23 protein-coding genes and 2 riboswitches are annotated in these 20,872 nt (G+C 42.2%); of the genes, 7 read left to right on the top strand and 16 right to left on the bottom strand.

Annotation, left to right across the window (positions count from 1 at the left end; translation table 11 throughout):
- Window positions 1–231: 231 nt before the first annotated feature.
- Window positions 232–447 (bottom strand): TIGR02922 family protein, encoded by a 216-nt coding sequence (locus HRU23_16935; protein NRA55826.1) that lies wholly within the window; start codon window positions 445–447, stop codon window positions 232–234.
- Between the two features lie 265 nt (window positions 448–712).
- Entirely contained in the window at window positions 713–985 is a 273-nt protein-coding gene (locus HRU23_16930; GenBank protein NRA55825.1) for a DUF4242 domain-containing protein, read from the bottom strand.
- 410 nt (window positions 986–1,395) lie between these two features.
- On the opposite strand from HRU23_16930, the gene HRU23_16925 reads away from it, so the two are divergent.
- On the top strand, window positions 1,396–1,728 hold the full coding sequence (locus tag HRU23_16925) for a multidrug efflux SMR transporter (protein NRA55824.1): 333 nt from the start codon (window positions 1,396–1,398) through the stop codon (window positions 1,726–1,728).
- Between the two features lie 328 nt (window positions 1,729–2,056).
- Here HRU23_16925 and thiE read toward each other — a convergent pair whose 3' ends face one another.
- From thiE to thiD, 7 genes are all read right to left on the bottom strand, one after another.
- A complete protein-coding gene (gene thiE / locus HRU23_16920; GenBank protein NRA55823.1) occupies window positions 2,057–2,713 on the bottom strand; it encodes a thiamine phosphate synthase in 657 nt (218 codons plus the stop codon).
- Between the two features lie 103 nt (window positions 2,714–2,816).
- Window positions 2,817–3,608: a hydroxyethylthiazole kinase gene (gene thiM, locus HRU23_16915; GenBank protein NRA55822.1), complete on the bottom strand. Its 792-nt coding sequence runs from the start codon at window positions 3,606–3,608 to the stop codon at window positions 2,817–2,819.
- 24 nt (window positions 3,609–3,632) lie between these two features.
- On the bottom strand, window positions 3,633–4,304 hold the full coding sequence (tenA, locus tag HRU23_16910; protein NRA55821.1) for a thiaminase II: 672 nt from the start codon (window positions 4,302–4,304) through the stop codon (window positions 3,633–3,635).
- 170 nt (window positions 4,305–4,474) lie between these two features.
- Window positions 4,475–5,425: an ABC transporter substrate-binding protein gene (locus HRU23_16905; GenBank protein ID NRA55820.1), complete on the bottom strand. Its 951-nt coding sequence runs from the start codon at window positions 5,423–5,425 to the stop codon at window positions 4,475–4,477.
- A gap of 82 nt (window positions 5,426–5,507) precedes the next feature.
- Window positions 5,508–6,275 carry an ABC transporter permease gene (locus tag HRU23_16900; GenBank protein ID NRA55819.1) on the bottom strand — a complete coding sequence of 256 codons (768 nt, stop codon included), beginning with the start codon at window positions 6,273–6,275 and terminating at the stop codon, window positions 5,508–5,510.
- A complete protein-coding gene (locus HRU23_16895; protein NRA55818.1) occupies window positions 6,268–7,122 on the bottom strand; it encodes an ABC transporter ATP-binding protein in 855 nt (284 codons plus the stop codon). Before HRU23_16895 ends, HRU23_16900 begins: the two co-directional genes overlap by 8 nt.
- On the bottom strand, window positions 7,112–7,963 hold the full coding sequence (thiD, locus tag HRU23_16890; GenBank protein ID NRA55817.1) for a bifunctional hydroxymethylpyrimidine kinase/phosphomethylpyrimidine kinase: 852 nt from the start codon (window positions 7,961–7,963) through the stop codon (window positions 7,112–7,114). Before thiD ends, HRU23_16895 begins: the two co-directional genes overlap by 11 nt.
- A 69-nt stretch (window positions 7,964–8,032) precedes the next feature.
- Window positions 8,033–8,131, bottom strand: a riboswitch (TPP riboswitch).
- A 261-nt stretch (window positions 8,132–8,392) separates the two neighbouring features.
- On the opposite strand from thiD, the gene HRU23_16885 reads away from it, so the two are divergent.
- Together HRU23_16885 and HRU23_16880 are read left to right on the top strand one after the other, a co-directional pair.
- A complete protein-coding gene (locus HRU23_16885; protein ID NRA55816.1) occupies window positions 8,393–9,220 on the top strand; it encodes an AraC family transcriptional regulator in 828 nt (275 codons plus the stop codon).
- A 37-nt stretch (window positions 9,221–9,257) separates the two neighbouring features.
- Complete coding sequence (locus tag HRU23_16880; GenBank protein NRA55815.1) at window positions 9,258–9,860, top strand: LysE family transporter; 603 nt, start codon at window positions 9,258–9,260, stop codon at window positions 9,858–9,860.
- A gap of 114 nt (window positions 9,861–9,974) precedes the next feature.
- Here HRU23_16880 and HRU23_16875 read toward each other — a convergent pair whose 3' ends face one another.
- Entirely contained in the window at window positions 9,975–10,697 is a 723-nt protein-coding gene (locus HRU23_16875; GenBank protein NRA55814.1) for a hypothetical protein, read from the bottom strand.
- A 420-nt stretch (window positions 10,698–11,117) separates the two neighbouring features.
- Entirely contained in the window at window positions 11,118–12,023 is a 906-nt protein-coding gene (locus tag HRU23_16870; GenBank protein ID NRA55813.1) for a LysR family transcriptional regulator, read from the bottom strand.
- A gap of 116 nt (window positions 12,024–12,139) precedes the next feature.
- Between HRU23_16870 and HRU23_16865 the strand changes: the two genes are divergently transcribed.
- A complete protein-coding gene (locus HRU23_16865; protein NRA55812.1) occupies window positions 12,140–12,607 on the top strand; it encodes an OsmC family protein in 468 nt (155 codons plus the stop codon).
- A gap of 133 nt (window positions 12,608–12,740) precedes the next feature.
- On the opposite strand, the gene HRU23_16860 is transcribed toward HRU23_16865, so the two are convergent.
- On the bottom strand, window positions 12,741–13,052 hold the full coding sequence (locus HRU23_16860) for an AzlD domain-containing protein (protein ID NRA55811.1): 312 nt from the start codon (window positions 13,050–13,052) through the stop codon (window positions 12,741–12,743).
- Entirely contained in the window at window positions 13,052–13,756 is a 705-nt protein-coding gene (locus HRU23_16855) for an AzlC family ABC transporter permease (protein NRA55810.1), read from the bottom strand. The genes HRU23_16860 and HRU23_16855 overlap by 1 nt, the downstream gene beginning before the upstream one ends.
- Window positions 13,757–13,862: 106 nt before the next feature.
- Between HRU23_16855 and HRU23_16850 the strand changes: the two genes are divergently transcribed.
- Window positions 13,863–14,720 carry a LysR family transcriptional regulator gene (locus tag HRU23_16850; GenBank protein NRA55809.1) on the top strand — a complete coding sequence of 286 codons (858 nt, stop codon included), beginning with the start codon at window positions 13,863–13,865 and terminating at the stop codon, window positions 14,718–14,720.
- Between the two features lie 171 nt (window positions 14,721–14,891).
- On the opposite strand, the gene HRU23_16845 is transcribed toward HRU23_16850, so the two are convergent.
- On the bottom strand, window positions 14,892–15,641 hold the full coding sequence (locus tag HRU23_16845) for a hypothetical protein (protein NRA55808.1): 750 nt from the start codon (window positions 15,639–15,641) through the stop codon (window positions 14,892–14,894).
- Between the two features lie 327 nt (window positions 15,642–15,968).
- Window positions 15,969–17,876, bottom strand: coding sequence for a S8 family serine peptidase (locus HRU23_16840; GenBank protein NRA55807.1), 1,908 nt, complete (start codon window positions 17,874–17,876; stop codon window positions 15,969–15,971).
- Window positions 17,877–17,984: 108 nt separating this feature from the next.
- Window positions 17,985–18,069, bottom strand: a riboswitch (cyclic di-GMP riboswitch).
- Between the two features lie 301 nt (window positions 18,070–18,370).
- Between HRU23_16840 and HRU23_16835 the strand changes: the two genes are divergently transcribed.
- Entirely contained in the window at window positions 18,371–18,544 is a 174-nt protein-coding gene (locus tag HRU23_16835) for a hypothetical protein (protein NRA55806.1), read from the top strand.
- A 10-nt stretch (window positions 18,545–18,554) separates the two neighbouring features.
- Here HRU23_16835 and HRU23_16830 read toward each other — a convergent pair whose 3' ends face one another.
- Window positions 18,555–19,478, bottom strand: a complete 924-nt coding sequence (locus tag HRU23_16830; protein NRA55805.1) for a LysR family transcriptional regulator — start codon at window positions 19,476–19,478, stop codon at window positions 18,555–18,557.
- Between the two features lie 132 nt (window positions 19,479–19,610).
- Between HRU23_16830 and HRU23_16825 the strand changes: the two genes are divergently transcribed.
- Entirely contained in the window at window positions 19,611–20,735 is a 1,125-nt protein-coding gene (locus tag HRU23_16825; GenBank protein ID NRA55804.1) for an NADH:flavin oxidoreductase, read from the top strand.
- Window positions 20,736–20,872: the final 137 nt, after the last annotated feature.

Genomic DNA, 20,872 nt, shown 5'->3' with positions numbered 1-20,872 from the left:
TTGTAATTTTTACCCGAGTATTTGTCTTCGCCACATAAATATGCACGCCGAACACACCGTGAAACCACGTGATAATACGGTGTCGCCGATAAATCGATGAGACTTCCTCTCGCTCTAGCCATAGTGCTACTCCCACTCTCGTTTGGTAGGACTCTAGCGTAGTACAAAAAGTAAATAGCCGTCTAAAAGTAATGCGGGTCTAATATTTTGTTATTTTGTTTAAAAGGTTAATTAGGCAACATCGTTATCTGTACAAATGCGTTCCCCAAGAGTATTCAACACATTAACCTCACCTTCGCATACAGCGATGATGATTTTATCTTTCTTGAAGTCATCAGGAATAATAACTCTTTTCCCTACCTCTACTGAGATATTCAGTATTTCATGTGATATCGTAATTGAGTTGTTACATGAATAAATTATTGTAAATGGAAGGTGCTTGTTCATCTAAATCCTTTTTATGCATAGGGCTCTGTAACTGACGCTGTATGATTAAAAATAATTCTCATTCATCGCTTTAAGTTTAACATTCGAACAATAATACAAACAAGTTAATTGCAGTAAACAATTACCACACATGACATAAATCAAGATAGTAGTGATTAACCGTCACGATTGTTAAGCCTCCAGAATTCATGTTCTAAGTGCCCCGCATGCAGGATGGTCTGGGAGCTGGAGGTTAGAGGCCTCCGGCTACCCGATTAGTTTACGTTTACTCTGAAGTAGTTGGGTCTATAATTGCTCTAACTTCACTTATTGAATTGATAGGGAATTCGCCTTTTTCAGCGTGCTTTCTTATCAATGTTTCATCTGAAGCGATGTAAACACAATAAATTTTGTTATCAGTAACATAGCTTTCAACCCATTGAATTTTGGTACCTAGTTCTTCAAGAACATCGCAAGACTTTTGGGAAATACCTTTTAAATCGTTACTTGACAATTGACCTGCACCTTCAAGTTCTCTTTCAATCACATATTTTGGCATTTTATATCTCCAGACTATTTATGAATTAAATAGTATAGTTGATAGACTGGGACCTAAGTAAACAAGCGCCTTACACCAGAAATGTCCTCCGAATTCAACATGCAAGTACGCCAATTGCAGTATTTCCGAACTCATGTTCTAAGTGCACCACTTACTAAAAAATTCAGAATTTATTGCGCGGCCCGTTTATTAGTGATAAGTCATTGATCAGTAACGCACCAACAATACATTCCCCATGGAATATAAAGTATTTATTCATTTGTTTCCCATCTTTATTTTTTGCATGTTGAATTAGGATAATTCGAAAAACCAATGCATAGTTGCTCACAAATATATTTGAAATACTAGACTGTTATTTTTATTATCAAACCTTATAATTTACAATTATTTTGTATATTTAGAGGTTGGTAATGAGAAGTTGGATATTTTTGGCTGTGGCAATTTCAGGTGAGGTAATTGCAACTTCTGCATTAAAAGCAAGTGATGGGTTTTCAAAATTAACACCTTCAATAGTAGTTGTTGTGGGGTATTTAATTTCTTTTTATTTTTTATCTATGGCTTTAAAAACAATTCCTGTTGGTGTTGCTTATGCTATTTGGGCAGGACTTGGTATTGTTATGGTTACGGGAATTGCTTGGGTTGTGTATGGGCAAAAGTTAGATTTAGGCACATTAGTTGGTATGGCATTAATTTTAATCGGTGTTGTTGTCATGAATTTATTCTCAAGTGTTACAGTACATTAATATATAACAAGTTAATCCAGCGAAAAATTATCCGATCTAGCTCGCAGAGCACCTATATCCGAATTCAGGTATAGGTGTCTAATAACACTTCGAATAATGCCTAGTTAGCTGCTTCAACTAAACTTTTACATAAGCAAGAGAGTGCTAGTCATATTACAGTTATATTCTGCCGCTACCATTATTAACTATACCCATCAGCTAACAAGGTATTAGTCGCGGCTTTCATTGAACCGTTAAAACGCGAACAGGGAGCTGTTCCAATTCAAGCAATGCCCTATTCAAGCTATGCCCTATTAACTTAGCCCCACTCTAATTAGCCTGATTCCAGTTAAAGCTTGGCAACTGGTGTGTTAATCAGCGAGTAAAAGTTTCTAGCTGCAAGTTTTGGTGATTCAGCATGACAAATCGCTGAGACTAACGCGATGCCATCAACGCCGGTCAGGGCAATTTCGTTAATGTTCGAGCCATTAATTCCGCCGATAGCGACAAGCGGTAATGCGCTTTGCTCCACAGCTTTAGCAAGCCCGGCAATGCCCCACTGGTGTTTGATATTGGTTTTGGTTGGGGTCGCAAAAATGGCACTCAAACCTAAATAGTCGACCGGTAGCGACTGTGCTTCAAGTAACTGCTGCTCGTTTTCAACCGACAGGCCAAGTAATTTGTTTTGACCAAGCAACCGACGTGCAGTTGTTGCAGGCATATCCGATTGCCCCAAATGTACACCGTCGGCATTAACCGCCAATGCTACGTCGACTCGGTCATTAATAATCAAAGGCACGCCAGTACCAGCTAATACTTCTTTTACGGCCTGCGCTCTGTTGATGAAAGAGCGAATATCACCCTGCTTTTCTCGCACTTGCACCATGGTGACACCACCGGCAACCGCTTGTTGAACGACCGTTATTAATGTCGCAAGATCTTGCTGATCATCCGTGACTAGGTATAAACAGTATGGATTTGCATTGGGCTTGAGGTTGAGCTGGATCTTGCTATTTGTATTGAGACTGGTATTAACTGCTGCTTTCAAGGTTGACTCCAAAATGTTGGTGCAACCAGCAAGGCTGCACCAACAGGTTCACTTAAAAATATCACGAAATTTTTAGACGTTTTATTAAGGTGACTTGATCTAACTGATACAAAGCGTCCAGCAAGTTAAGCTGCAAACTGCCGGGGCCCTTTGATTGCTCTGCCGCGATCTCACCCGCTACACCCAAGATAGCCGTTGCGGCTAATCCCGTTTCTTCACCCACTGCGGCAAATGCGCCAGTAAGTGCGCTAAGCGAACAGCCCATGCCCGTAACAAAAGGCATCATGGCATGGCCATTATTGAGCTTAATTAATCGCTCGGCGGTGATGATATAATCAGTGGCTCCAGAAATAACCACGCTACATTGATAGGTTTCAATCAAGTGGCGCGCCGCACCAACCGCAGCCTCACTGCTGTCGAGCGCATCAACGCCTTTGCTATTGCCCTGCTCACCCGCCATCGCAATAATCTCGGAAGCATTACCACGAATAATCAACTTGTTGGCGGCTTGCGCAATGTCACGCGACGTTTGGGTACGTAATTTACTGGCACCACAGCCAACGGGATCAAGTACCACCAGCTTGTTATTGATATTGGCCTGTTCTACCGCAAATGTCATTCGCGGGATCCATTGACTATCTAAGGTGCCAATGTTGATCACCAAAGCACCAGCAAACGTCATCATTTCAGCCATTTCTTGACGTGAATGCGCCATAATTGGTGACGCGCCAATAGCAAGCAACGCATTAGCTGTGTTGTTCATCACGACATAGTTGGTGATGTTAACCACCAGCGGCTTTTGCTCGCGTAACGCATCAAAAGCAGCAATAATCGTTTTTATATTCTGATCCATTGTTATTCCTTAATCCTTGACCTGTTACTTATTACCAAGGACATCAAGCCCCTGCTGCCAAAAGGCAATTTCCATTCTGGTCGCGGTTCTAAATACTTTAACCAGCTCACGGCCGCGTTGACTATTAATGTCAATATCAGCGAGTAATTGGTCGATATGCGCTGTGCCTAAAGCAACGCCCTGCTGAAATTCGTCGCCACCATAAAGCGCAATCCAGCTGTCAAAAGGGTTATCTTGGCGATTGGTCGATGAGTCGGCCATCAGGTTACGACCAATCTCAGCATAACCAATAGAACAAGGCGCTAAGGCTGCGTACAAATCGACAAGATCGCCTTGCATGCCCGCGTCTAACACATAACGGGTATAAGCGACGGTACCAAAGTCTTCGTCTTCAGCTTCAAGATCTGCTTCGGTTAGGCCCCAGTTACCGCAATAATTTACGTGGTGCGCTATTTCGCTATCGAGCAATGCATGGACACTGGGCAGTGCTTTACGCATATCCGCTAAGGTCCGTGCTTTGTAAATTGCCAGCGCATAAGCACGGGCGTATTGCTTTAGAAACAAAAAATCTTGTTTAAGGTAATGCAAGTAACTTGGCTGCGCTAAAGTGCCTTGGGCCAATTGCTGCACAAACTCATGCTGAGTGTATGCTGCCCAATCGTCGCGGCATGCGTTAATTAAATCTTGATGCTTCATATAACTACTCGCTTAATTTTGTTCGTTAATACCCTTGGCTCAGTTGTACTAAAATGTACTATGTGGCACTAAAATGTTGCCATGACAGCCGCAAGTCGCCGTAAACCCATCGCTATTTAGGCTGACTTCCTGATGCCGCTGGCATCAGGGTTCAGTAAAAGTAAAACGGCTTATTGAATCGCCAGCACATAGTCCTGAGCTTTGGGCAGTGTTTTAATGATATTTTGCGCATACATAAATTGGGCATACTGATCGTAACGTTTCAAATCTACCGCTGATGGACGCAGTGCAAAGCGCGTTAAGGTATCGTTCCACGCGCGTTTGTTCAGCTCGTTGTTTAACGTGTCTGGAGCGTACTCCACAAACTGATGCCATGATTCTTGCGGATGATTCACAATATAAATGGTGGCTTGCTCGATGGCTTTGTTAAACCCGATAAGCGCAGCTTTATCATAGGTATTAGCGTTAGCGACAAAGATTAGTTCGTCATAAGCTGGGACCCCATGTTCTTCTGGGAAAAAGGCTTTGGCTTTAAAGCCTTCAAGGGCTAATTGGTTGGTTTCGAAATTACGTAAGCCGCCCCAAATTGCATCGACCTTACCTGAAGCTAACGACGATGAAAGCGCCCAACCAACATTAATAATTTCAACTTCGTCGTAGTTAACACCACCGGTTTTGAGCATGGTGCCAATTGTCGCTTCTTCGTTACCAGCAATAGCGATACCGATTTTTTTACCTTTTAGATCAGACAAATTGTTGATCTTTTTATTGTCCAATACCATCAAGGTATTTAACGGCGTTGCGATTAACGTTGCTGAGCGGATTAGGGGCAAACCTGCCGCGACATCAATGGTTAAATTAGGCTGATATGATATCGCCAAATCAACTTTGTTGGCTGCAACCAATTTTGGCGGCATGCTTGGGTCGGCAGGCTCTTGAATCACCACTTTAAGCCCTTGATCTTTAAAATAACCACGCTGTTGCGCGATAACGATTGGGCCGTGGTTTGGATTAACGAACCAATCGAGCATTAAGGTCAGGGTTTTCGTTTCGGCCCCAGCTGTACCAGACAGCATGGTTGCAACAAGTGCTAAGGCACTAAAACTAATCTTCTTATTCATTAAAACTTCCTTTTGTATTTCCATTATTGTGAGTGTGTTTATGTATTTGCGTTTTCGATTGAGAATTATGATGCCCTGGTAATTAATTTTGCCAAGGGATCAATTTTTTAAGCAATTTATCGGTTAAAAAATACAGCGCAACCGACAAACTAGATAAGATAAAGAGCGCGGCAAACATTTCGTCGATCATCATGCGGGCATTAGCCTGCAACATTAAATAACCTAAACCGGCACTAGAACCGACCCACTCCCCTGCCACCGCACCAATTGGCGCAATAACCACCGCGACCCGAATGCCCGACGCTAAGGTGGGTAAAGCCGCGGGCAATTGAATATGACGCAGCATTTGCCATTTTGTAGCGCCCATCGTTTTTGCCAAATCGAGATAACCGACTGGGGTATTGCGTAAACCGTCGTAGCAGCATGTAGTGACCGGAAAAAAGATGATCAAAGCAGCCATCACAATTTTTGAGCCAATGCCGTAACCCAGCCACAACATTAGTACTGGGGCAATCGCGAACACCGGAACCGCCTGACTGGCGATTAAAATGGGCAGCAACCAACGTTTAATCGGTTTGAACATCAGCATTTGCAACGCGAATAACAGCCCCATCGACAGTCCTAGCAGCAAGCCAAGTACAATTTCTTGCGCGGTGACCCAGCTGTGTTTTAACAACACTTGATGTCGGTGCACCAATCGGTCAATCACATCAAACGGACTGGGTAAAATGAATGACGGCATTTCAAAGATAACGACAACAGCTTGCCACAAGCCAATAATCACCAATGCACTAACCAACATGCGAATAAGTGGCTGCGATATGGTGGTCAATTGACGTAAGTTACTCATGATCTTGCTCCAAACGTTCCATAATTGTTTGCTGCAGTTGGGCGCACTGCGCATCAAACTTACGTGGCGCTGCCGAGATTGGCACCGCCAAAGCGTGAGCCTGTGCAGGTTGGCCTTGCAAGATGTACAGTTGATTGGCTAAACGAATAGCTTCTTGAGGATCGTGAGTTATCAATACCACGGTTTTGTCTTGCAGTAATTGATAAGCCAAATTTTGTAACCGATAACGAGCGACCGCGTCTAATGCTGAGAATGGCTCATCCATTAATACAATGGGTTTGTCTTGCATCAGCGTTCTAACCAGCGCGACACGCTGACGCATGCCTCCTGATAATTGCGCCGGCATGTGCTTAGATTTGTCCGCTAGTCCAACCTTTTGCAATAACGAGTGCGCCTTGTCGATCATCATTTGTGGGTTATCGGTTTGGTCTGGCGCAGCGCCAAACTTTGTACTTAACATCACGTTATCTATCACCGATAACCAAGGCATCAACAGATCTTGCTGCGCCATATAGGCAACCTGATCTTTTATGTCACATGGAGGTTGGCTGGTAATTTCACCCGTCCACTGCACTTTGTTTTCAAGTAAATTTGCAAGATAGCGCAGTAAGGTGCTTTTGCCACAACCACTGCGACCCAAAATACAGGTCCACTGACCTGCCGCAATCTCCATGTTAAGCCCAGCAATGGTCGGCTGTGCCTCATCGTAATAACGTAGATAGCCATTCGAAATTTTGATCGTGACCGCATTGACTGATGCCGCATTGACTGATGCCGTATTGACTGATGCCGTATTGACTGGGGCAGTGTTGGTTGGTGCCAATTTAGCCAAATGACTAACAGACATCGGCATGGCCGTTAAAGAAATGATTAACCGGGCCATGCCCTTGGCCAATATCTAACTCATCGGCATGGCTAATCGCTTGGGTAATGTACTTTTTAGCCAATTGAACTGCTGGCAATAATGGGTGGCCTTGGGCCAAATAAGAGGCGATAGCCGAAGAAAGCGTGCAGCCCGTGCCATGAGTATTGCGCGTATTAACGCGTTTGGCCGTTAGGCGCTCTACCGAGTCAGCGAATATCAGCAGGTCATTACTGTTTTGATCTTGCTCTAAATGACCGCCTTTAAGCAGCACCGCTTTGGCCCCCAATTGACGAAGTTCGCCGATCATGTTCGCCATATCGTCTTCGTTACTTGGCACCGCGCCGCCAATAAGCGCGGCAGCTTCTGGTAAATTTGGCGTGATAATATCGGCTAGTGGCAGCAATTGCGTTTTAAGGGTATTAATCGCCGACTGTTGCAGTAATAAATCGCCACTGGTTGCGATCATCACCGGATCAACCACTAAAAATGGCGGGCGATACTGTTTAATTTTTGCCGCGACAATTTTAATAATGTCGCTGTCGGCCAACATGCCAACTTTAACGGCAACGACATTCAAATCACTAAAAACAGCATCGAGCTGGTGCGATACATGTTCAAGCGGAATAGGGAAAATGGCCGTAACACCGAGGGTATTTTGCGCGGTAATTGCGGTGATAACTGAACAAGCATAACTGCCCGTGGCGGACATCGCTTTAATATCGGCTTGAATACCTGCCCCGCCACCGCTGTCGGATCCGGCGATCGTTAATACGATAGGGGTAGATGAAGTTTGAACGGTGGTGGTTGCAGCAGTGTGTAACATAAAAGCTCCTAATGCTGGCGCACAGGAACTTTAGCGAGCTGGAGATTTTACGACACAAGACGGATCATCAACGCAAGACTTATAGTTCCCTACGTCAGTGTTAACTGAATCAGGTTCAACGGGTCTCGAAAATCAATCTCAGCCTAAATGGCCCCCCGACTATATTCTGCGATAATAACAAGTTTTGCCCAAAGCGCAATATAACAATATTAATAAGCGGCTAACTATTTAAATTTAACCGATAAATTGCATTGTTTTGACCAAGAAACAGACTATGAGATAATACGTTGATTATTAAAAGTCACCTGCGTTTATGTTTTAAGCATAAGTGTAAAATACAGCAATTTTGTTCAAGATTTTTACCAGGCCATAACCTATATTATCAACAAATTAAAACCCAGTTGAGCGATATAACTCATAGGACAGCCAGTGACCCAAGCGAATAACTTTCAATTTACCAGTAGTGTGCATTCAAACACAGTGACCTTGCTCAGCTCTGTAATGAGCGATTTTTCTTACAGTAAACACATGCATGAAGAGTATTCTTTGGGTGTTACCTTAAAAGGTCGACAGGATTTTTGTTGCCGCAATTCCTTGCATAAAAGTCCCGCTGGCGGCGTGCTTGTGTTTAACCCAGAAGATGTTCATGACGGTCGTTCGGGTGTCAATCAGCAGCTTGAATACATTATGCTTTATATTCACCCGAGTATATTAAAACCACTATTTAACTCAATAAGCTATTGTAACCACTCTATTTTAAGAATAGAAGATAGCCTGCTAGACGATCCCATTTTACGCCATAACATTGTATCGATGTCGCAGCTTATACAGCAGCCGGGCCACTCGAAAATTGAATTTGAGGCAGGTCTATTTCAAATAGCTCAGTCATTGGTTAGGCACAACGGCACTGTCGATATGGTGTCGACTCACAAAAGGAAAGATAAGCTGTTGCAACGCGCCAAGGATTTCATTTTCGAAAATTGCGTATTAGATATCTCGATTGATGACATTGCCGAGGCGGCCAATATATCAAAGTTTCACTTTATTAGACTCTTTAGCGAACAGTTTGGTATTACGCCGCATCAATTCGTTTTAAATTGTCGTATAAACCACGCCAGAAAATCATTAGAAGCCGGATTGCCCTCAAGCCAAGCTGCTGCGGCGTCTGGATTCGCCGATAGCAGTCACCTTAACCGCCGCTTTAAAGCAGTGTTTGGTATGACACCTAAGCAATATCAAATACAGCGTTTCCAGTAATTTGCCCCCAGTAAATTCATTTTAGTTTGGAGTTATCATGTTAGAAATTTTTGCATATGCCATTGGCATCATGTACACACCCGGCCCTGTCAATATCCTTGGCTTGCACAGTGGAATTAATGCTAAGGCCCGTCAACATATCGGATTTTTTACTGGTGTGGCATTCGCCATGCTGATTCTATTTATTTTTCTTGGCTTTGTTGGACTGACTTTTATTAATCTAAAAATATTGCCTTATATAAGCTTCGCCGGATGCAGTTATATCCTCTATATCGCTTGGAAAGTTTGCAAAGCTGATGTTGATATTACTGATGAGAGTGTTCCTGCGAACGTGCTCTCTTTTTGGGATGGTTTATTTATGCAACTACTTAATCCCAAAGCGCTTGTTGCAACATTGCCTATCGCTACTATTCAATTTCCCGCTGCCGGAATAACTGGCGCAGCAATCGTTTTATGGTCTGTGCTATTAGCCACGCTGGCCTTTGGGGCACCAGCAAGTTATTCACTCGCTGGCGTATTTATGGGTAAACGGCTTGAAAACCCAGTTTACTTTAAATTGTTCAATCTATTAATGTCGGTGCTACTGATTTATATCGCCTTGAGCATTGGTTATGAGAACATTTATCTTGCGGCAATATAACCAGCAGTCCTTTTGAGCGCGCTTAAAATGGCTAACTTTAAATTGGTTAGCCTTTGATTATATTAAGACGTTAATCGTTGGCAAGGCGGGTGCACTGCCAGGCCGGTAATATATCTATTTCTTACTTTCCCTACTCCGTACTGAGCTTTGCCCGGAAATACCTAAACCGAATAGTCCTAGCCCCATAAGTGCTAGGGTTACTGGCTCAGAAACGGCAATCAAAGAGGGTGACGCCATTAAAGAAAAAGAGGAAATTGCACTAGCATCGGATAAAACCAGATTATCGATGGTATAAGCCGGTGAATTATATCTATATGTTCCACTATGACCTTGAGGATCATAAGCAGTAAAAATGGCTGAGCTTATACTGTTCCACAACGAAGCATTATCTATTGAATTATCATCTAAACTTTGAAATCCAGGCCCGCCAGCACTCATAATTTCGCCATGTTGAGTATACGATATAAAGCCTCCTAGGTTTGATTCAACGTCCAGATGAGCCGTGCCAGCAGACTTGTATCCTGTCGTATACCTATTGAATATTTCGATTAAATCATATGAATTGAAATCAAACAAACCTCCATCTACTTTAGAAAGAGTCACAGATGAATAACCAACACCAGAACTTGAGCCACTTGCGAACCTTAGGCCACCATTAGCTAGTGAAATACCCACTGGGTATGCAACAGCTGAAGTGAGACGGTAACCTGCTTCTATATAGCCTGTTGTTGCCAAGTTACCACTACCAGCACCATCAAATTGTATGATTCCAGCACGGAGATTTGAGCTCAGTAGTAATAACATACCACTGGCGATTATAAAAAAAAGTCGTTTCATTATATTTCACCTATTTTACAAAATATTTAAAATCTACTTAAAAATTAAGTAGGACTTAAGGTAAATGGCAATTTTTAAGCCAAGTATAAATTTCAATTTATAAAAATAGATTGGACAAATTTACCAGTTACTACCGCTGACTTTTATCAATAAATTCTTAATAATATGTTTAAAATCTAATGATCTGAGTTGAGATTAATTATATAAATGAGCATTATTTCGTAGGGTACTGAGATTGTGAGATGAAGAGCTGCTGATGTTCATCTGTAAAGCTACTTCAATTAACAGTTCAACGTTATTGCTGCGCAGTTAGCAATGAGTGACACAAAGCCATTATGAGAAGCATAATGCGATTTACATCGCAAATGTTGCACAATGCAAACATAATGCCTTGAGTCAGCAATAAGCCTTAACGGCTATTTAACTTAAAGACATTTGCTGTTCTAGCCAGCCAGAGAAATGATTAAATGCGCTGTTTTTCCAAGAGCGATTCGGCGCAACTAGGTAATAATTGTATGCCGTGCTAATTTCACTTTCGGTCAATCGACATAACTTACCACTGGCTATATCATCAACCACCATTTGGTGCCAGCCCAATGCTATTCCTTGCTTAAGTTTGGCCGCCAATAGCGCCATTGCTACCTGACTAAACCACATTTGACTCAATTGTGCCGGTTTCTCAATGCTAAAGGTCCGTAACCAATCGCTCCAAGAAATACCACCGGGCTCGTCTTCAATGCCTGCTTTGTAAAGTAACAACTTATGGTCTTTTATCAACATTTCGACCCTAGCGTCGCCAGTTTCACTAACAAGATCAGGGTGACAAACCGGATAGACTTTTTCATTGCGTAAAAATTTGGCTTCACAACCTTTATAATCACCAGCACCAAAATGAATGTGGCCATCGTATTGACCGCTCGAAAAGTCAGCTAATTGATCTATCGCTACCAGTTCGAGTTCTATTTGCGGGAATTTTTCACAAAAATCGACTAAACGCGGCATTAACCAAAGTTGGCATAATGAAGGGATCACGGCAATGACCAGCTGCTCTTTTTGGCTCGCAAATTGGCTTTGTACTATCCCGTGTTGAATATCTCTCACACCAGAGCTGGCATGACGTTGCAATGCTTCACCGGCCAACGACAAACGAACGCCTTTTGAGCGGCGGTGAAACAGCGTGACGCCCATTTGATTTTCTAACAGCTTCATTTGATGGCTGACTGCACTAGGGCTGATATGAAGCACTTCTGCGGCACGGGTAAAACTTAGCTCTTTAGCGACGACGGTAAATGTATGGATCGCTGAAAATGAAATATTATTACTCATAATGATGTGAGTCAGCCTCAAGTTAGATTGAAATATTATCGCTTTCAATTAACTCATTTAGCAAGCAATAATACGCCCTTATTTATGACTTATCTTGACCGAACAAAGGAACCAGCATGTCTGAGTATACCGCTGAAATATTATGGCAAAGAGCAAGCCAAGAAGTGTTTACCGATAGTAAATATAGCCGAGCGCACCAATGGCGTTTTGATGGCGGCGCAACGGTAGCTGCTTCTCCTTCGCCGCATATAGTTGCCGCGCCATATTCTGTTGCGGAAAACGTAGATCCTGAAGAAGCTTTTATTGCCGCGCTTTCTAGCTGTCATATGCTGTTCTTTTTAGAGATCGCGGCTAAACGAAATTTGATCGTTGATAACTATCAAGATCTCGCGATTGGCATTATGGCTAAAAATAGTGATGGAAAAATCAGTATGACTAAGGTCACTCTGCGCCCGCACGTAAAATTCTCAGGCGAGAAATGTCCAACACCAACTCAACTTGAAAAAATGCATCATCAAGCGCATGACCAATGTTTTCTTGCTAACTCAGTTAAAACGGAGGTCGTTACTGAAATAATTTTTTAGTGCGATTTTAGAGTGGTGCTTAACCCGTTACTTACATGCTCGGATAAAGTAACAACAGGTTTTATCATCCGCTCATAAACCTGTTGTTTCATTGCGTTCAAGCAAGCTGTCACTGCCGATCGCAAGATTATTGTCACTGGATGTTTCTAATCAACGCTGCCATAAAAATACCCGCTGCGATAGCAACTAACGGTTTTTTTATGATTAACGTGCCAGCTAGTGTCACTAATAAGGCTACTTTTGCTCCCATGTCTCCGCGAATGAACATTGGCACGATGATTGCGATAAGCACAGAACCCGACATTGCAGTGATAAACTGTTGAACGCGCGAATTAATTGGGATATACGACATCAAAAATATCCCACCCCAACGGGTAAATAAAGTCACTACTGCCATTATAAGGATGATATACAGCGTTCCAAAACCAGCGGTATCAATCGTCATTATTTTTTATCTCCAAGTAATACACCTATTACGCCACCAGTTAACGCCCCGACCATAATATGAGTATTTTCGGGCAAATATAAATAGGCCAAAATCGACGAAACAGCCGCTCCGAGCCAGATCAAATAGGTCTTATTCTCTCGTTCACCTTGCAACACCATGGTTAATAAAAAACATGCCATCACCATATCTACGCCATAAACCGACGGATTATTGATCGTATGTCCAAAATAGAATCCAATCCAGGTGCCGATAACCCAAAATAGCCAAAGTGCAATGCCGCCACCTAAAAGCAAACCAACTCCTTTTGATGAATTATTGAGAGTAAAAGCACGCATCGATATCGCCCAATTGGCATCAGAGGCAACTAACATAACGCCATAACGTGATGCAGGCTTAAGATGCTGAATATATGGATAAAGCGTTGCTCCGATAAGTAAGTGTCTTGCATTGATTGCAAACACGGTAAGCACTAATGGCACAACAGGCACTTGAGTGCCCCAAAGCTCTAACACCCCAAACTGAGCAGCCCCGGCAAATACTATCGTGCTCATCAATACCGCGGATGTTTGATTTAGCCCTTCTTGTGAAGCCGCTAAACCAAATGCCGCACCAAATACCAGTACAAAAAGCGAAATAGGAACTAAACTGACAAATCCCGCTTTTACTGTATGAAATTCAATTTTCAACTCTTTTGTTTGCATTTTATTAACCATAACTCTCATTATCAAATCCTATTCATATAATGAACTAGAATTGGAGTATCGAAAAGTGCATAATTCAGAACCGATCCATTCGAAAAACAAATAGATGAGTTCTCAAGACTTTCAAATTGATTGGCTAAAGTGCTTCGTTGCCATTGTTGATGCAGGCTCTTTGTCGAACGCAACAATGTCTGTTCATCGTTCACAATCTGCCGTAAGCATGCAATTAAAAAAACTAGAAAGTGCTGCCGGGTGTCAGTTGCTGGTCAGAGGAAGCCGGCACAGTGAATTGACATCTGAGGGACAAAAATTTTTAGGCTATGCCAGACGAATACTCGACTTACACTCAGAAGCCCAAGCGGCGTTTCATGGCCAAGAATTAGTAGGCCAGCTTAAGTTAGGTGTTCCCGATACTTATGCCGCCAAGTATATGACGCCCGTATTGAGAAACTTCGCTCCTAAATTTAGTGGGGTTGAAATAGAATTTTATTGTGAACAATCGACTTTTCTGATCCCAAGTATTGAAAGTAATGCGTTAGATTTAGCCTTAGTATCGCGAGATAACGCCAATCGGGGAACATTAGTTTTTCATGAGCCGATGGTCTGGGTTGGCACCTCACAGTTTGAAGTATGGAAGAGAGATCCTCTGCCTATCGCCGTGTATGAAAGCACTAGCCTTGCGAAGAAAAGTGCGATTGACTCGCTCGCTATTCAGGGGCGTCGATATAAGGTGGTATATAACAGTTCCAGTTTGGCCGGCCAAATAGCCGCGGTTGAAAGCGGATTGGCCATAGCGGTATTGGCCCAGTGCAGTGTTCCACCTCACCTAAAAATACTGGGCAAAGAACATGGGCTAGGACCACTAGAACCGATGGAAGTAGCCGTTTATCGAAGCAAAAAATCTAAGGGCTCAAAAGCGGTTGATTATCTTCATGACTTATTAGTTAAAACGCTCAAAATTTAACATCAACCACTGTGCGTAGAGGTATAAGACCTAACTTGTTGTCATGTTAATACTTGAAACTACATAAATTCAGCATAACGTTGAGCCAGCTTTTGATATAGTGTTACGACAGCTGGCATTACACTAACAACGTTTTTTTAGTTGCTTTTGAGTAGCTAGACTTACTGCTTATTATTTTTTATTTAGCTGGGCATACTTAGCTTTAGCCCGCTTTATTTCGACTGCTAGCTGTTGTGTTAATGCAGCGTGTTTTTTATTAAGGACCAAAAAGGTCGCATTAGACAATAGCGATGCGGATATTTGATAGTCGTAGACTTGCATATTTCGTAATATTTTCTCACCTGCCCCTTTATTATAAAGCACAAGATCCACTCTTTTATGCAATAAGAATTTAAATAATACATTGTATTCAGCTACCGGTACTTTATTAGGGTAGTCTTTTAATAAACCAGAAGCGTTGGCCCAGCCGGACAAATAGCCAATACGGTATTGATGTTGAACTATTTGATAGTGGGATAAGTCAATATCGTTGCCTAAAGAGAAAGCGACAATCCTGGTTTCACCTAAGGTCTCTGGCACGACAACGAGATTAGGGTACAACTCAACAATCGTTGCTATACGTGCAAAATCACCATCTGCAAAACCCTTGCTGGCCTCTGTAATTGAACGTTTGTCAGGTCGGTAGCGAAACTCAACTTTAAACCCTAATGCATTAAAAGCATCGGTAAGTATCGCCAAGCCAATTTTAACTCTGGCAGTCGGGTGACTCTTGATCAGTGGGCTATTTAGCAATAGAGTTTGTGTACTCGACGTTTTCGCGCTAAGCGTTTTAGTGCTATACGCTTGAGTACTAGGTGCTTGTGCACTAAGAATAGTGCAGTAAATGAGAGAAGAAATTAATAGGATTATTCGAAGTATCATTCTCACGATAGCCCTTGGAGCGCGTACAATTAATATACGACAAAAATGGTTCAAAAGATAAAATAAATCAACTCAACCTTGATCTGTACCGTAAGTTCATCATTTCAAGATGGAACTTCAAGCTAGCGTAACAAGATTGGCACAAGACGGCACACGCAAAATAAGAAGATTGAATATTCAATCTTCAATGTTCAATGTTCTTTAACGCTCCATTAATACCGTAAGCTAGCTTTAAAATTCTGTCGCGGTAATAAAACGCATACAAAAGAAAGCCAACGTCTAAGCGTTGGCTCCCACTTTATTCCTATACTATATTCGTTATTGCGACTAACGTGCAACGACGGTTACTGTACTGGTCTTGGTTGTTTTATTGCCCGCCATATCAATCGCTGTAGCCGTTATGGTGTATAAACCAGGGTTAATTTTTCCGGTTTTCCATCGATAAGCTAAACGGTTTTTTGTACTCGTTTTGGCCACTGACTCGCCATTAATAAAAATTTCAACTCTCGCCAGCTCAACGTCATCTTTTGCTTTAGCCACAATACGTTGACGACCTTTCACGGTGCTGCCATCAACCGGCTTTCTTAAGCGTAACTTCGGTGCAGTGGTATCTTCGACTGTGGTTTGGTTGTCGATAACTAGTTGATGTTCTGATGAACTAGCTTGATTATTTGCACTGTCGAATGCGTCGGCTTGTAGTGTAATTTCACCATTGTCGTACAATGTACTGTCAATACTAAACTCATAAGGTGCCTGTTGATCAACTCCTACCGATTGGCCATTGGCAAATAATTCGACATAGGCCACCGCATTATTATCTTGGGCACTGGCGTTAATAATAAACACCCCATTTTGTACGCTATGCTCTTTCGGTGAGGTTATCGCTACCGTCGGTGCTTCTTGGTCAATTTCAGGCACCTCAATTGCCATGTTGGTGGCTGCATAAGCATCGACTCGGCCGTAACCGTATTTGATGCTAAATTCTTGGTCAAACATACTGCGATCTGCGCTAGATTTTAGAATATTTTCTATTTCATCAATATTTAAATTAGGGTTAGCGGCCTTAATTAGCGCTAGCACCGCTGCGGTAGCAGGTGCTGAAAAGGAGGTGCCACTGGCGCTACCATAACCGCCGCCATTTTTAGTGGTCCAAATGCCTGCGCCTGGCGCTGCAACATCAACACACAAACCATAGTCTGACCAGCTCGTCTTGACATCATTTTTATCGGTCGCACTAACCGTGATCATGCTAGGATTATCTTGACAGTTTAAATCACTGCCGCCATTACCTGCAGACACCACAACCAATCCGCCTTTACTGCGCATATAATTTGCGGCATTAGTTACGGTATAACTGCTGGTGACGCCATAACTGACATTCGCAATGTCAGCGCCATTATCGGCAGCCCAAATAATGCCAGCGGCAATATCACTATAATATGCATAACCGTTTGACTGATTAGTTATCCGAACCGGTAATATTGAAGCATTCCATGCAATCGATGTCACGCCAAGATCATTATCGCTTAACGCCGCGATAACGCCTGCCACTTTGGTACCATGACCAAAAACATCAGTTGATTCGGTCGTTTCGCTTACGGTGTTCCAGCCCGGTAGCACATTGCCACTGAGATCTGGATGAGTACTATCAACCCCAGTATCGAGCACCGCAACCACAACATTATTGCCTTTGCTAAGCTCCCATGTTTGGGTCACTTTCATTTTAGGTAAATGCCAGCCAGCGCTAAAATAAGTATCATTGGCATCATATTGTGCGATAGGAACGAGGCGATCGAGCTCTGCGAATGCAATATTAGGATCGTTACGCAACGACTCTAGCGCTGCTAGTTCATTGTCTTCTGACACGCTAACCAACTGCACGCCAGGCGTAATAAGCGCACCGCGAAAATTCGACAGTTGCTTACGTAGTGCACGCGCACTCTTGATGCCATGTCGCCCAAAAGAGTCTTCAAATTGACTGCTAGCAACACCCGCTTTAGTCTGTACTAAAATTCGACCTTTGGCCCAAGCTGCTTGGTGTAACTTAGTTTCAACGAACTTGTTTAAGTTTATAACCGAAGATGCTATTTCATTATTTCCCGCTAGAGCACTGTTGCCTGCAAGAGCGCTAGTGGCGGTAATCGTGCTAATAATCGCGAGGGAAACTGCACTGATCCGGCTAATAGCTGTTGCGTTATTTGACTGGTTGTTACAAGCAAATTTTAAGTACTTCATTTTTGACTCCACGGGGTGTGAAATCTACAGAAAACCTATGCTAAGAATGCCTACCTAGTGCTAGATTTGTGGTGGCTATAACAGCCTTGCCACCAAAATAAGACTAATATTGGCAGTCCCGCTATCGTAGGAAAATTCCCGTAGACCGGTGACTTTGCGTCACACTCTTTCAAGTGTTTTGCGATTTACAATATTATTTATCAATGAGCTTTATAACGATGCTCTGGCTCGATAAACGAAGCGCATCATAAATAAAAAACACCAGTCGGTCAATAATCAAACAACAATATAACATTTAAAACTTAAGCTAAAAGTACTAAGTGATTAGAATATATCAATAATAAACACCAGCTTATTTATACTGTTGATTTTAAAGTAAATAATTGCATTAATTATTGTTATTCATTGATCTTACTCTAGTTTACTAGTGATCTTACCAGACAAAGATTACTATTTTAGAGCCACCAGCCATCAAAGGTAAACTCTATATTTCAATGTCTAAGTCGTCGCAATATCTTCACTTATTACCCCAAATAGAAGCGTTGATGCAACAACCAGGCTATGACGACTGGGTCATTGAATTATTAGAAAAATACTCAACTATTTATGCCAATGACCAAATGAATTTATTAATCAGAGATAAACAGAGCGACATGAGACTTCATTAAATATAGTGGCCTAATTAACGTCTACTTGCTTTATTTGTGCTTGCACAAAATCAATAAAATGATTAACCAGCGCCGAGTCTTTTCTGCGTTGAGTATAGAGCGCATAAAATGCTGCTCCTTTAATTTGATAGTCAGGTAACAGCTCAACAATAGCACCCAATTTTAATTCTTTAAGCACTAAATACCTTGGTAATACTGCGTAACCCAGCCCTGCTTTTACCGTTTCATAGATCACTTGCTTGTTGTTAAAGTGTAATTGACCTTGCACGTGCTGCTCAACGGGTTGTTGATTATAAATAAAGTCAATTCGGTCAAATTTACTGTCGGTGTTTGTCAAACTAGCTGCCAGTGATATCAAGTCGAGTTTGAGTAGATCTTGCGGGACTTTTATCGCGCCATGTTCTGCTAAGTAGGCTTGGCTAGCGCATAACACGAACTCATCGTCACTAATGTATCTTGCTAAATACGGCTCGTCGGTTAAATGGGTACTACGAAACGCAATATGAATGTTTTCTTTAAAAATATCGATCGTTTGATTAGAAAAATTGGCAGAAAATTTAACTAAAGGAAAACGTTGCCGGTAAGCGATAATAATAGGCGCAAGCATTACCTCGCCCCACAGAGCTGGCGCAGTAATGCGTAACTCGCCGCAAATATTGCTCTTAATCATGGCTAAGTTATCGAGCATTTGAGAATGCATTTCGACAATCTCTAAAGCCGATTGATAATACAGCTCCCCTGCGTCGGTCATGTTTAAGGAACGGGTCGAGCGGTTTAGTAACAGACACTGCAATGACATTTCTAAGTAGTGAATATCTTTAGACGCTTTAGCTGCTGCAACGCCAAGCAACCTTGCAGCCTCGGCGAACGAGCCTTTTTGAACAATCGCGATAAACAACTTCATTAAATAAAGCTGGTTTAATTTACTATTCATTAGCGCACCCTTTTAGCGTTACATCCCACCAATAATATCCTGACAGGATATTAAGTTGTTCAATATTGTCATATTACTAATCTATTTGGAAAGCATTAAGCTAGCTGTATACCAAATAACAGAGAAAATACCATGACTCACTTTGCAACAACCCAACCATTTAATTTTGCACACAGTAACAAACTAATGAAAAACCGCTCAGTACTGGCGCCGTTAACGCACAATATGAGCTTAGATAATGGTGATATTAGTGACCATGAAATCGCTTGGCTAAATAAATGCTGTGCCGGTGGTTTTGGCATGATAATTACAGCGGCAACTTCGGTGTCGATGACTGGCCGCTGCTGGCAAGGACAACCCGCATTAATCACAAATAAACAGCAGCAAGGCTTTGCTAAAATAGCGAAAAACGCTCATCAGCATAATGTGTTAGCTATTGTGCAGCTTCACCATGGTGGCATGAGAACCGAACATAAATTTAGCACAGCCAAGGCAGTTGCACCCTCGCACTATCTTGCTGATGCTCATTATCCGCACGGGGTTGAAGCAATCAGTTGTTTTGACATTGAGTTACTGATTAACGATTTCGTTAATTGTGCCAAACGGGCTTATCAAGCAGGCATGGACGGCATTGAGATCCATGCTGCTTTTAATTTCTTGTTAAGTAATTTCAGTAATCCCGTGCTTAACCAACGCACCGATCAATGGGGCGGCTCATTTAATAACCGCAATCGCATTATCTTTAACATCGTTAAACGGGTTCGAGCAGAAATACCTAGCGACTTCATTGTCGGGGTCAGGTTGTCGCCGGAAAACTATGCGCACTTCTCGGGGATAGATTTAGCAGAACAAATTCAGCTCAGTAATGCATTACACGACCTCGGCGTTGACTATATTCATATGTCGCTTTATGACGCGTTTAAACAGCCCAACCACCTGCCGCTAGGCAACAAAACGTTATTACAGTGGATAAAATCTAAACTCAACCCAGCAATACCGCTAATGATTGCGGGTAATATTTCGACCATTAGCGCCGCCGACCAACTCAATTTACAAGGGGCAGATCTTGTTGCAATAGGTAAAGCAGCCGTTGGCAATCCAGACTGGGTTAACAAAATTAATGCTGGAAAAACATTAATCAAACCGCCCTACTCCTATGAGAACTTAGCACATAACGGATTTACTCATTCCGCTATCGATTACATGACGGGCATTAATGGCTTAGTCGCTCAGGAAAAAGCAGCAATGGAGGCTTAAGCGGTACTTGGCCCTGTAATCCCCACCAAAATCTGGCTGGTTAATTTGATATTTATTCTTATATCCAGAATTTATTTGTATTTTATTTTAGCGCTTCAATTAATTAAGGTATTGATAATTCATTAATATCAATACCT

Source organism: Gammaproteobacteria bacterium, assembly GCA_013214945.1.
Taxonomy (GTDB): Bacteria; Pseudomonadota; Gammaproteobacteria; order Enterobacterales; family Psychrobiaceae; genus Psychrobium.
The sequence above is the reverse complement of the archived record's forward strand: the minus strand, read 5'-3'. Positions and strand labels throughout refer to the sequence as shown.

What these genes read in the sequence shown, in the direction of transcription:
- HRU23_16935 (NRA55826.1), bottom strand. Translation starts at nt 447, where the DNA reads ATGAACAAGCACCTTCCATTTACAATAATTTATTCATGTAACAACTCA.
- HRU23_16930 (NRA55825.1), bottom strand. Translation starts at nt 985, where the DNA reads ATGCCAAAATATGTGATTGAAAGAGAACTTGAAGGTGCAGGTCAATTG.
- HRU23_16925 (NRA55824.1), top strand. Translation starts at nt 1,396, where the DNA reads ATGAGAAGTTGGATATTTTTGGCTGTGGCAATTTCAGGTGAGGTAATT.
- thiM (NRA55822.1), bottom strand. Translation starts at nt 3,608, where the DNA reads ATGGATCAGAATATAAAAACGATTATTGCTGCTTTTGATGCGTTACGC.
- tenA (NRA55821.1), bottom strand. Translation starts at nt 4,304, where the DNA reads ATGAAGCATCAAGATTTAATTAACGCATGCCGCGACGATTGGGCAGCA.
- HRU23_16905 (NRA55820.1), bottom strand. Translation starts at nt 5,425, where the DNA reads ATGAATAAGAAGATTAGTTTTAGTGCCTTAGCACTTGTTGCAACCATG.
- HRU23_16900 (NRA55819.1), bottom strand. Translation starts at nt 6,275, where the DNA reads ATGAGTAACTTACGTCAATTGACCACCATATCGCAGCCACTTATTCGC.
- HRU23_16895 (NRA55818.1), bottom strand. Translation starts at nt 7,122, where the DNA reads ATGTCTGTTAGTCATTTGGCTAAATTGGCACCAACCAACACTGCCCCA.
- thiD (NRA55817.1), bottom strand. Translation starts at nt 7,963, where the DNA reads ATGTTACACACTGCTGCAACCACCACCGTTCAAACTTCATCTACCCCT.
- HRU23_16880 (NRA55815.1), top strand. Translation starts at nt 9,258, where the DNA reads ATGTTAGAAATTTTTGCATATGCCATTGGCATCATGTACACACCCGGC.
- HRU23_16875 (NRA55814.1), bottom strand. Translation starts at nt 10,697, where the DNA reads ATGAAACGACTTTTTTTTATAATCGCCAGTGGTATGTTATTACTACTG.
- HRU23_16870 (NRA55813.1), bottom strand. Translation starts at nt 12,023, where the DNA reads ATGAGTAATAATATTTCATTTTCAGCGATCCATACATTTACCGTCGTC.
- HRU23_16865 (NRA55812.1), top strand. Translation starts at nt 12,140, where the DNA reads ATGTCTGAGTATACCGCTGAAATATTATGGCAAAGAGCAAGCCAAGAA.
- HRU23_16860 (NRA55811.1), bottom strand. Translation starts at nt 13,052, where the DNA reads ATGACGATTGATACCGCTGGTTTTGGAACGCTGTATATCATCCTTATA.
- HRU23_16855 (NRA55810.1), bottom strand. Translation starts at nt 13,756, where the DNA reads ATGCAAACAAAAGAGTTGAAAATTGAATTTCATACAGTAAAAGCGGGA.
- HRU23_16850 (NRA55809.1), top strand. Translation starts at nt 13,863, where the DNA reads ATGAGTTCTCAAGACTTTCAAATTGATTGGCTAAAGTGCTTCGTTGCC.
- HRU23_16845 (NRA55808.1), bottom strand. Translation starts at nt 15,641, where the DNA reads ATGATACTTCGAATAATCCTATTAATTTCTTCTCTCATTTACTGCACT.
- HRU23_16840 (NRA55807.1), bottom strand. Translation starts at nt 17,876, where the DNA reads ATGAAGTACTTAAAATTTGCTTGTAACAACCAGTCAAATAACGCAACA.
- HRU23_16835 (NRA55806.1), top strand. Translation starts at nt 18,371, where the DNA reads ATGTCTAAGTCGTCGCAATATCTTCACTTATTACCCCAAATAGAAGCG.
- HRU23_16830 (NRA55805.1), bottom strand. Translation starts at nt 19,478, where the DNA reads ATGAATAGTAAATTAAACCAGCTTTATTTAATGAAGTTGTTTATCGCG.
- HRU23_16825 (NRA55804.1), top strand. Translation starts at nt 19,611, where the DNA reads ATGACTCACTTTGCAACAACCCAACCATTTAATTTTGCACACAGTAAC.